9 protein-coding genes are annotated in these 10,316 nt (G+C 67.4%); 7 read left to right on the top strand and 2 right to left on the bottom strand.

Annotated features, from left to right (window positions below):
• Positions 1-303 (top strand): 2-oxoadipate dioxygenase/decarboxylase family protein (locus tag VNW74_RS02555; RefSeq protein ID WP_325675042.1); only part of this gene is annotated, 303 nt, incomplete at its 5' end.
• Positions 300-1,823: an aldehyde dehydrogenase family protein gene (locus tag VNW74_RS02560; protein ID WP_414686582.1), complete on the top strand. Its 1,524-nt coding sequence runs from the start codon at positions 300-302 to the stop codon at positions 1,821-1,823. The genes VNW74_RS02555 and VNW74_RS02560, both read left to right, overlap by 4 nt.
• Before the next feature lie 19 nt (positions 1,824-1,842).
• Here the strand turns inward: VNW74_RS02560 and VNW74_RS02565 are convergent, their stop codons facing one another.
• Positions 1,843-2,337: a phosphate-starvation-inducible PsiE family protein gene (locus VNW74_RS02565; RefSeq protein ID WP_325675043.1), complete on the bottom strand. Its 495-nt coding sequence runs from the start codon at positions 2,335-2,337 to the stop codon at positions 1,843-1,845.
• 269 nt (positions 2,338-2,606) lie between these two features.
• Between VNW74_RS02565 and VNW74_RS02570 the strand changes: the two genes are divergently transcribed.
• The 5 genes from VNW74_RS02570 (at position 2,607) to VNW74_RS02590 (ending at position 9,450) form a co-directional block, all read left to right on the top strand.
• Complete coding sequence (locus VNW74_RS02570; RefSeq protein WP_325675044.1) at positions 2,607-3,263, top strand: TetR/AcrR family transcriptional regulator; 657 nt, start codon at positions 2,607-2,609, stop codon at positions 3,261-3,263.
• A gap of 56 nt (positions 3,264-3,319) precedes the next feature.
• On the top strand, positions 3,320-7,924 hold the full coding sequence (locus VNW74_RS02575) for an ATP-dependent helicase (protein ID WP_325675045.1): 4,605 nt from the start codon (positions 3,320-3,322) through the stop codon (positions 7,922-7,924).
• A gap of 3 nt (positions 7,925-7,927) precedes the next feature.
• Positions 7,928-8,683: an endonuclease VIII Nei2 gene (nei2, locus tag VNW74_RS02580; protein WP_325675046.1), complete on the top strand. Its 756-nt coding sequence runs from the start codon at positions 7,928-7,930 to the stop codon at positions 8,681-8,683.
• Positions 8,684-8,842: 159 nt separating this feature from the next.
• Entirely contained in the window at positions 8,843-9,190 is a 348-nt protein-coding gene (locus tag VNW74_RS02585) for a DUF732 domain-containing protein (RefSeq protein WP_325675047.1), read from the top strand.
• A 41-nt stretch (positions 9,191-9,231) separates the two neighbouring features.
• Positions 9,232-9,450 carry a hypothetical protein gene (locus VNW74_RS02590; RefSeq protein ID WP_325675048.1) on the top strand — a complete coding sequence of 73 codons (219 nt, stop codon included), beginning with the start codon at positions 9,232-9,234 and terminating at the stop codon, positions 9,448-9,450.
• Positions 9,451-9,468: 18 nt separating this feature from the next.
• On the opposite strand, the gene VNW74_RS02595 is transcribed toward VNW74_RS02590, so the two are convergent.
• The coding region (locus tag VNW74_RS02595) for a PPE domain-containing protein (RefSeq protein WP_325675049.1) at positions 9,469-10,316 on the bottom strand (848 nt) is incomplete at its 5' end.

The following is a 10,316-nucleotide window of genomic DNA, read 5'->3' on the forward strand; positions in this document are numbered from 1 at the left end:
GACGATCCCGCCGAAGTCTGGGGCCAGTACTTTCCGTCGACCAACGACGAGATGGCCGCTGCGGGGCTGGCCTACTACCGCGGCGGCGACCCATCCAAACCCGTTGTCTACGAAGACTTTCTGCCGGCCTCAGCGGCCGGAATCTTTCGGTCTAATCTGGACCGCGACACCGAGACCATAGCGACCACCGCAATCGCCGACGACTCCGCATACAGCCTGGATTGGATGGCCGGAGCGATCGACCGCCATATTCACGACCCGTACCTGCTCTACGAATCGCTTTGCAAGGAGGCACTTGCGTGACCACCACTGACGAGTTGCGCACCCGCGCACGCCGCGCGCTGGACGCAGTCGGCTGCGATGTAACCCTTAGAGCTCTCGGTGGGCCCGGCGAGCACGGCCTGCCGGCGAGCACACCGGTCACCGGCGACGTCCTGTTTACCCTCGAGCAGACCACGCCCGCGCAGGTCGAGCGCCACATCGCCGATGCCGCGCAAGCGTTTTCCACCTGGCGAGCCACTCCCGCTCCGGTACGCGGTGCACTGGTTGGCCGGCTGGGCGAGCTGCTCAGCCAGCACAAGCACGACCTCGCCACCCTGGTGACGATCGAGGCGGGCAAGATCGCCTCTGAGGCGCTGGGAGAAGTGCAGGAGATGATCGACGTCTGCCAGTTCGCCGTCGGCCTGTCCCGTCAGCTCTACGGGCGCACGATCGCCTCCGAGCGGCCCGGGCATCGGCTGATGGAGACGTGGCATCCGCTCGGCGTGGCCGGGGTGATCACCGCGTTCAACTTTCCGGTCGCGGTGTGGGCCTGGAACACCGCGGTGGCGCTGGTCTGCGGGGACACCGTGGTGTGGAAGCCGTCCGAGCTGACCCCGCTGACGGCGCTGGCCTGTCAGGCGCTGATTGACCGGGCCGCCAGTGACGCCTGCGTGTCGGCTGATGTTTGCGCCCTGATCACCGGTGGCCGTGAGGTCGGTGAGCAGCTAGTGGACGACGAGCGGGTCGCACTGGTGTCCGCGACCGGCTCGGTGCGGATGGGCCAGCAGGTCGGACCGCGGGTCGCGCGGCGGTTCGGCCGATCGCTGCTGGAACTGGGCGGCAATAACGCCGCCATCGTCACGCCATCCGCCGACCTGGATCTGGCGGTGCGCGCCATCGTGTTCGCCGCCGCCGGCACCGCCGGTCAACGCTGCACCACACTGCGCCGGCTGATCGTCCATCGCTCGGTGGCCGACGATGTGGTGGGGCGCATCGCCGCCGCCTATCGGCAGCTGCCGATCGGTGATCCGTCGGCCGAGGGCACGCTGGTCGGACCGCTCATCCACGAGACGGCCTATCGCGACATGGTGGGCGCTTTGGAACAGGCACGCGCAGACGGCGGCGAGGTGCTCGGCGGTGAGCGCCGCGATATGGGCCACCCGAGCGCCTACTACGTCGCGCCGGCGGTGGTACGGATGCCGTCGCAGACCGACATCGTGCACACCGAGACGTTCGCGCCGATCCTCTACGCATTGCTCTACGACGACCTCGACGACGCCATCGCACTGAACAACGCTGTACCCCAAGGCCTTTCGTCGGCAATCTTCACCACCGATATGCGCGAGGCGGAATGCTTCATCGACGGCTCCGACTGCGGCATCGCCAATGTCAACATCGGCACCTCGGGCGCCGAGATCGGCGGCGCGTTCGGCGGCGAGAAGCAGACCGGCGGCGGCCGAGAGTCGGGGTCGGATGCGTGGAGGGCGTATATGCGCCGGGCCACCAACACCGTCAACTACTCCAGCGAGCTGCCGCTGGCCCAGGGTGTGCACTTCGGCTGAGACGACAGCCGCGCACCCGTCAGTCGTCGTGGTCCGTCGGCGCGGCGCGTCGGGCGCTGTACCGAATCATGAAGATCGCCGCGGCAATACCTATTACCAGCAGCCCCAACGCACCCAACTCGAGCAGCAGGCGGTTGAGCTCCTTGTCCGAATGCACCTGCTCGGTTGCAGCTGTCACGATCAGGATCCGTCGCACGCAGGCAATCAAGCCGATAAAGAGGAAGGGTTCGGCGGCGATTTCGTGATAGAGCAGGACCGCCCGGAGCGTAGCGGCGATCTCCGCGACGATCAGAACCATCAACACCCGGTCGAGGACAAGCACACCGCCCTGCAGCGTGTTGACCTTGTGGGTCGCGGCCTGCACGACCGCCTCCACACCACCGATCACCACCAGAACCGCGGCCGACACCAGCAGCAGGAAGGCGATCGCGTAGATGATCGTTTCGAAGGTGTCGACCAGGCCGCCGACTCGATGACTCAACCTGGGGGAAGTGCTATCGCTTTTGGCGTCCATTGGTCAGCGATTCTATTGCCCCTCGGCCTTTTTGAGCGACCCCGGCGACCATGGTCCGTTCGTTGCCCAAGTACTCGCCGGGAAACACGCAGCCGGGTCGCCCGCTAAGTCGCTGAGCTAACGAACGTGCTGGTAGGCGGGCCGTGCGGGGTTCGCGAAGTCCACTGTGTCAGAGCCGTTTATTGACGGATGCGTAGGCAATCAGCATTTGCAGGGCCTTCCTGGCCGTAGCCGGCCAGCGCAAAGGATCGACAAGTACCATCTGGTCTATGCGAACGCCCCGTCGCCGGTTATCTCCGGACGACCGCCGCGCCGAGTTGCTGGCGTTAGGCGCGGAAGTCTTCGGCAAACGACCCTACGATGAGGTCCGAATCGACGAGATCGCCGAGCGGGCCGGCGTGTCCCGGGCGTTGATGTATCACTACTTTCCGGACAAGAGGGCGTTCTTCGCCGCCGTCGTCAAGGGACAGGCCGACCAGCTGTTCGAGACCACCAACGCCCTGCCGTCACCAGGCCAGAACCTCTTCGAAGAGACTCGGGACGGCGTCCTTGCCTACATGCAGTATCACCAGGAGCACCCGCACGCGGCCTGGGCCGCATACGTGGGCCTCGGCCGCTCCGATCCGGTGTTACTCGGCATCGATGACGAGGCCAAAGATCGTCAGATGAAACACATCATGAACCGCATCATGGAGGTCGACGGCCCGGGTGCCGAGCTCTCTCCGGCCGTGGAACGCGACCTGCGCATCGTCATCCACGCCTGGCTGGCGTTGACTTTCGAGGTGTGCCGGCAGCGGATCATCCACCCCGAAACCGACGCCGATCACCTGAGCGAAACCTGCGCTCACGCGCTGCTGGACGCGATAACCCGGGTCAACGGGATTCCCGAACAACTGGCTAAGGCGGTCGGGCCCGACGGGCGTTGACGCCCGGCCGTCGGTGTTTGACCAGTTTGTCAGCGCCCGCTGGCACCATTGGCTAGGTGACCACCGCGCCCGCTGATCCACTCGCCCGGTTCAGCGCCGTCACCCGCGACTGGTTCGCCGGAACCTTCGCCGCACCGACCGCGGCCCAAGCCGACGCCTGGGCGGCGATCGCCGACGGCCATAACACGCTGGTCATCGCGCCGACCGGCTCGGGCAAGACACTGGCGGCGTTTCTGTGGGCGATAGACCGACTCGCCAGCTCGGCCGGCGCACCGGGCGACGAGCGGGCGCCCGGCGCACGGGTGTTGTATGTGTCACCGCTGAAGGCGCTGGCCGTCGATGTCGAGCGCAACCTACGAACCCCGCTGGCGGGAATGACCCGGATCGCCGAACGGCGGGGTTTACCCCCGCCGGAGATCACTGTCGGCGTGCGATCCGGCGACACCCCACCGGCACGCCGTCGACAGCTGATCGCCACGCCTCCCGACGTGTTGATCACCACGCCCGAGTCGCTGTTTTTGATGCTGACCTCCGCGGCGCGCCAGACCCTGGCCGCTGTGGAAACCGTGATCGTCGACGAGATCCACGCCATCGCCGGCACCAAGCGGGGCGCTCACCTGGCACTGTCGCTGGAACGGCTCGACGACATGTTGACAGCACCCGCGCAGCGCATCGGTTTGTCGGCGACCGTCCGTCCGGCCGAGGAGGTTGCCCGGTTCTTGTCGGGCGCATCACCCACCACCATCGTCGCCCCCGCGGCGGCCAAGACTTTCGAGCTGACCGTGCAGGTGCCGGTCCCGGATATGGCCAACCTGGTGGACAACACCATCTGGCCCGATGTCGAGGCGCGTCTGGTCGACCTCGTCGAAACGCACAACTCGACGATCGTGTTCGCCAACTCACGGCGACTGGCTGAGCGATTGACCTCTCGGCTCAACGAGATTCACGCCGAACGTTCGGGCAATCGCGCTCTGCCGTCCGCCATCAACCCGCTGGTTGCCGGCGGCGCCCCGGCCCAGCTGTTGGGCAGCGGTCAGACCTACGGCGCCCCGCCGGTACTGGCCCGCGCCCATCACGGCTCGGTCAGCAAGGAGCAGCGTGCCGCCGTCGAGGAGGACCTCAAAACCGGGCGACTGAAGGCGGTGGTGGCGACCTCGAGTCTGGAGCTGGGCATCGACATGGGAGCCGTCGACCTGGTGATCCAGGTGGAGGCACCGCCGTCGGTGGCCAGCGGTCTGCAGCGCATCGGGCGCGCCGGACACCAGGTCGGCGAGATCTCTCAAGGGGTGCTGTTCCCCAAACATCGCACCGACCTGATCGGCTGCGCGGTCGCCGTGCAGCGCATGCGCAACGGTCAGATCGAGACGATGCGGGTGCCCGCCAATCCGCTCGACATCCTCGCCCAGCACACCGTTGCCGCGGCGGCGCTAGAACCGCTCGACGTCGACCGCTGGTTCGACACCGTACGACGCAGCGCGCCGTTCGCGACACTGCCGCACAGCGCATTTGAGGCCACTCTGGATCTGCTTTCCGGCAAATACCCGTCGACCGAGTTCGCCGAGCTGCGGCCGCGGCTGGTCTACGACCGCGATACCGGCACCGTGACGGCACGGCCGGGTGCGCAGCGGCTGGCGGTCACCTCAGGCGGCGCGATCCCGGACCGCGGCTTGTTCACCGTCTACCTGGCGACGGATTCCGAAAAGCCCTCTCGTGTAGGAGAACTCGATGAGGAGATGGTCTACGAGTCCCGCCCGGGCGATGTCATCTCGTTGGGAGCCACCAGCTGGCGGATCACCGAAATCACGCACGACCGCGTGTTGGTGATCCCGGCACCCGGCCAACCGGCCAGGTTGCCGTTCTGGCGCGGCGACGACACCGGGCGCCCCGCCGAATTCGGCCGGGCAGTCGGCAAGTTCACCGGCGAGCTGGCCGACCTGGCGCGCGACTCATTCGAAAAGCGCTGTGCTGATTTAGGTTTAAACGAATACGCCACCGACAACCTTTGGCGGCTACTGGACGACCAACGCACCGCCACGACAGTGGTACCCACCGACGCCACCTTGCTGGTCGAACGGTTCCGCGACGAGCTGGGCGACTGGCGGGTGATCCTGCACTCGCCCTATGGACTACGGGTGCACGGCCCGCTCGCACTGGCGGTGAGCAGGCGACTACGCGACCGTTACGGCATCGACGAGAAACCGACCGCCTCGGACAACGGCATCGTGGTGCGGTTGCCGGACACATTCTCCGAGTCCGGGCCCGACGCTGCCGATAAGCCGCCGGGTGCTGAACTATTCGTCTTCGACGCCGACGAGATCGACCCGGTCGTCACCGCAGAGGTGGGTGGTTCGGCGCTGTTCGCATCCCGATTTAGGGAGTGCGCGGCCCGCGCCCTGCTGCTACCGCGGCGACATCCCGGCCGTCGATCACCGCTCTGGCACCAACGCCAACGCGCCGCGCAGCTTCTCGATGTGGCCCGCAAATATCCGGACTTCCCGATCGTGCTGGAGGCGGTCCGCGAATGCCTGCAGGACGTCTACGACGTGCCGACGCTGACGGAGTTGATGGCCGACATCGCGCAACGCAAGGTGCGCGTGCTGGAGACCGAGACCGCCACGCCGTCGCCGTTCGCGGCGTCGCTGCTGTTCGGCTATGTCGGGGCGTTCATGTACGAGGGCGACAGCCCGCTGGCCGAGCGCCGGGCGGCGGCCCTGTCGCTGGATGCCACACTCCTGGCCGAGCTGCTCGGCCGCGTCGAGCTGCGCGAGCTGCTCGACCCGGACGTCATCGGCGCGACCGGCCGCCAGCTGCAACATCTGACCGCCGACCGAGCGGCCCGTGACGCCGAATCGGTCGCCGACCTGTTGCGGCTGCTCGGCCCGTTGACCACCGAGGAAGTCGCCGCCCGCGCCGGTGGCGCCGACGTCGGTGGCTGGCTGGAAGGTCTGTGCGCCGCCAAACGCGTGTTGACGGTTTCATTTGCCGGACAGAGCTGGTGGGTCGCGATCGAAGACATCGGCCGACTGCGCGACGGCGTCGGGGTGGCGGTGCCGGTCGGCGTGCCGGCCAGCTTCACCGAAGAAGCCACCGATCCGCTGGGCGAGCTGCTGGGCCGGTATGCACGCACCCACGCGCCGTTCACCACCGCCGACGTTGCCGCCCGCTTCGGACTGGGACTGCGGGTCGCGGCCGACGTGCTGGGCCGGCTGGGCGCCGACGGGCGGCTGGTGCGCGGTGAGTTCTCCGCAGCGGCGGTCGGTGACCAGTGGTGTGATGCCGACGTCTTGCGGATCCTTCGCCGCAGATCGCTGGCGGCGCTGCGGGCGCAAGTCGAGCCGGTCAGCATCAGCGCCTACGCACGTTTCCTGCCGGGCTGGCATCAGGTCGGCTCGGCTGAGCATTCCAGCAACACCGGCCTCGGGGGGCTGGCGGCTGTCATCGATCAGCTGGCCGGCGTCCCGCTGCCCGCCTCGGCGATCGAGTCGCTCGTGCTGCCCCCGCGGGTACGCGACTACTCTCCCGCCATGCTCGACGAGCTACTGGCGTCCGGCGAGGTGGTCTGGTCGGGTGCCGGATCCATCTCGGCCGGCGACGGCTGGGTCGCGTTTCACCCGGCTGAAACGGCCGCATTGACCGTACGTGCCCCCGCCACCATCGAGCTGAGCGATGCCCACCGGGCCATCCAGGACACGCTGGCCGGCGGCGGGGCCTTCTTCTTCCGCCAGCTCGCGCAAGGCCTTACAGATGGTCAAATCGGCGAGCAAGCGCTCAAAGCGGCCCTGTGGGAACTCATCTGGGCCGGTCTGGTCACCGGCGACACGTTCGCGCCCGTCCGTGCGATGCTCGGCGGCGGGCCGGGTAGCCGCAGACGGTCGGCCCCGGCGCATCGGTTGGGTCGCGGAGCACGCCCGCCTCGTCTGAGCCGCTACAGCGTTGCGCACGCCCAGTCCCGCCCCAGCGACCCCACGGTGGCCGGCCGTTGGTCAGCCTTGCCCATGCCCGAGCCGGATTCAACGCTGCGAGCACACCACCAAGCCGAGCTGCTGCTGAGCCGCCATGGCGTGCTGACCAGGGGCGCGGTGGCGGCCGAAGGGCTGCCGGGCGGATTCGCGATGCTCTACAAGGTGCTGAGCACCTTCGAGGAGGCCGGCCGATGCCAGCGCGGCTATTTCGTCGAATCGCTGGGCGGTGCCCAGTTCGCGGTGGCATCGACGGTTGACAGGCTGCGCGGCTACCTCGATGAGCCCGGCTCTTTCGAAGATCCGACGCGACCCGAATACCGGGCGCTGGTATTAGCCGCCGCCGACCCGGCCAACCCGTACGGCGCCGCGCTCCCCTGGCCGTCCCGCGCGCCGGAGGAAGACGGCGGCGCCCGGCCGGGGCGCAAAGCCGGAGCGCTCGTGGTGCTGGTCAACGGCGACCTGGTCTGGTTTGTCGAGCGCGGCGGGCGTTCGCTGCTGAGCTTCCGCGACGATCCTGAGGTCAACCGCGCGGCCGGCGTGGCGCTGGCCGAGCTGGTAACGGCCGGGCGGGTCAGTTCGATCCTGGTTGAAAGGATCAACGGCGCCGCGGTACTGGGCCTCGACGTCTCCGCGCCGGCCGTGAGCGCGCTGTCCGACGCCGGGTTCGCCCGCACTCCACGCGGACTGCGGCTGCGATAACGCATGCCCGAGGGTGACACGGTCTGGCACACCGCAGAAACACTGCGGCAGGCACTGGCCGGTCGGACACTGACGCGATGCGATGTTCGGGTACCACGCTTTGCGACCGCTGACCTGACCGGTCAGGTTGTCGACGAGGTGTACAGCCGCGGGAAGCATTTGTTCATCCGCGTCGGACCTGCCAGCATCCACTCGCATCTGAAGATGGATGGCAGCTGGCGGGTGACTTCCCGGGCGGTGCGCAACGATCACCGGATTCGGATCATCTTGGCAGCCGGCGATATCCACGCCGTCGGCATCGACCTGGGCGTGCTGGAAATCCTCGACCGCGCCCACGACGGCGACGCGGTCGCACACCTGGGACCCGATCTGCTGGGGGCCGACTGGGACCCACAGCTCGCCGCGACCAACCTGACGGCGCGCCCAGATCGACCGATCGCCGAGGCGCTGCTGGACCAGCGGGTGCTGGCCGGGATCGGCAATGTCTACTGCAACGAACTGTGTTTCGTCAGCGGACGTCTGCCTACCGCGCCGGTAAGTGCGGTCGGCGACCCGCATCGGCTGGTGTCCCGCGCCCGCGACATGCTGTGGGCCAACCGCCACCGCTGGAACCGGTGCACCACCGGCGACACCCGGGCCGGCCGGCAATTGTGGGTCTATGGGCGAGCCGGGCAGAGTTGCCGTCGCTGCGGCACACGCATCGACTATGGCGACAGCGGCGAGCGGGTGGCGTACTGGTGCCCGGCCTGCCAACGTTGAACGCCCGGGGCGTGTCCGTTCGGTTAACGAGCGGGGATCGCGGGGTTTGGGCGGACCAAGAGTTTCGCCAGTCTGGCCAGGCATGCAATGATCGCAATGTCAGCGGCTTGGCTTGCCATCCGTAACAGTCTTGCTTCCCCGTAGCGGAGAGGTTCAGGAATGACGACCACCCAATTGCGCTCGCCCATCGCTGCGCGATCACTGTTGGCCGGCCTCGTCCTGGCGGTTGCGCTGTTCAGCGCCGTGGGCCTGGTAGTCCCGACCGCGCATGCCGACGCGGTCGACGGCAACTTCATAAACGCGCTGGGTTCTAGAGGCATCACCTTCGCGAACCCGCAGGCAGCGATCGTCGCCGCTCACGAGGTCTGCGATGAACTCGACAGCGGTCGGGCCTCGAGCGACGTCGCGAATGACGTGATGCAACAAAGTAGTTTGGACGGCTACCACGCGGGTTTCTTCGTCGGAGTGAGCATCGCTGCGTTCTGCCCGCGGCATCAAGGGGCCTGACGCCCGTATACTGGCCTGACTACTGTTATGGAGAACCCTTAGTGATCAAAAAAGCATTGTTCGGCGCCGCGATTGCGCTCGCTGCTGCGGCGGGGGTGGCAGCACCGGCCAGCGCGGATCCCAGCCCGTTCGGCACCCTCGGCTGCACCTGCACATCGCCAGCCGCGGCTCCGGACGGCAAAGCCCCTGTCAAGGACCAGCTGGACCAAGGAATCAAGAACGGCCTTGGCTTTCTGAAAGCACCCCCGAACAACTCCTGAGTCGCTGCGCCGGATTGCTCATCCCGCCGATGGCGGTGGATCGACCACCTTCCCCTTGAGCTCGGCACCGATCGCAATATCTTCGTACTTTTGCTCCTTGCGCTTGCGCCAACCACTGCCTGGCGAAATCGGCGGCGGCATGAGCGGCGGCAGCATGGGAAGTCCGGATTCGCCCGCGGAGAGCGGCGATGCGGCCGAGGCGAGTTGCACCGGCACTTGCTGACCGGGCAGCAATCCCACCACGGCAGGCGGCGCGGTCAGCTTGCCAATCGACACGCCGACGCCGGTCGCCGCCGTCGTGGACGCTTGACCGAGTCCAGCGGCACCTAACGCACCCGGGCCCAACGCACCCAGCCCAGCCCGACCTAACCCACCTAACGCACCCCCTGCTCCCCCGCCGAGCGCCGACTCACCCTCCGATACACCCTGGCCAATCTGTGCGTTCACACCGGACAGGGCTTGGGCCGACTGGCTCTGCGCCAGATAGCTGAGCATGTTGATCGGAAAGCCGGACGAGACGAACTGGTTGATATACGTGTTCACTTCTCCAACAATGCCAACGCTGGGGTCGAAGCCAGGGGCCACGGCCGGAGCGGGAGTGGCCGCCGAGACCGTGGGCGACGACGAAGTGGTCGCCGCAGACACCGCGCTGGACTGCTTGGCCGTCCCCACAGGATTGGTAGTCGAGGATGGCGAGGAGAACTGCGGCAGCGTGCTGGCTTGTGCCGAGGCCGCCTGGTAGCGAGTCATCGCCGCCGAGTTGTTCGCCCACATGCTCTGGTATTCGGCTTCGGTTTCGGCGATAGCCGGAAGATTCCTCCCGAACCCGTTGGTGGCCAACAACTGCGCCAGGAGTGCACGGTTGG

The sequence above is a fragment of the Mycobacterium sp. genome, from assembly GCF_035570115.1.
Lineage (GTDB): Bacteria > Actinomycetota > Actinomycetes > Mycobacteriales > Mycobacteriaceae > Mycobacterium.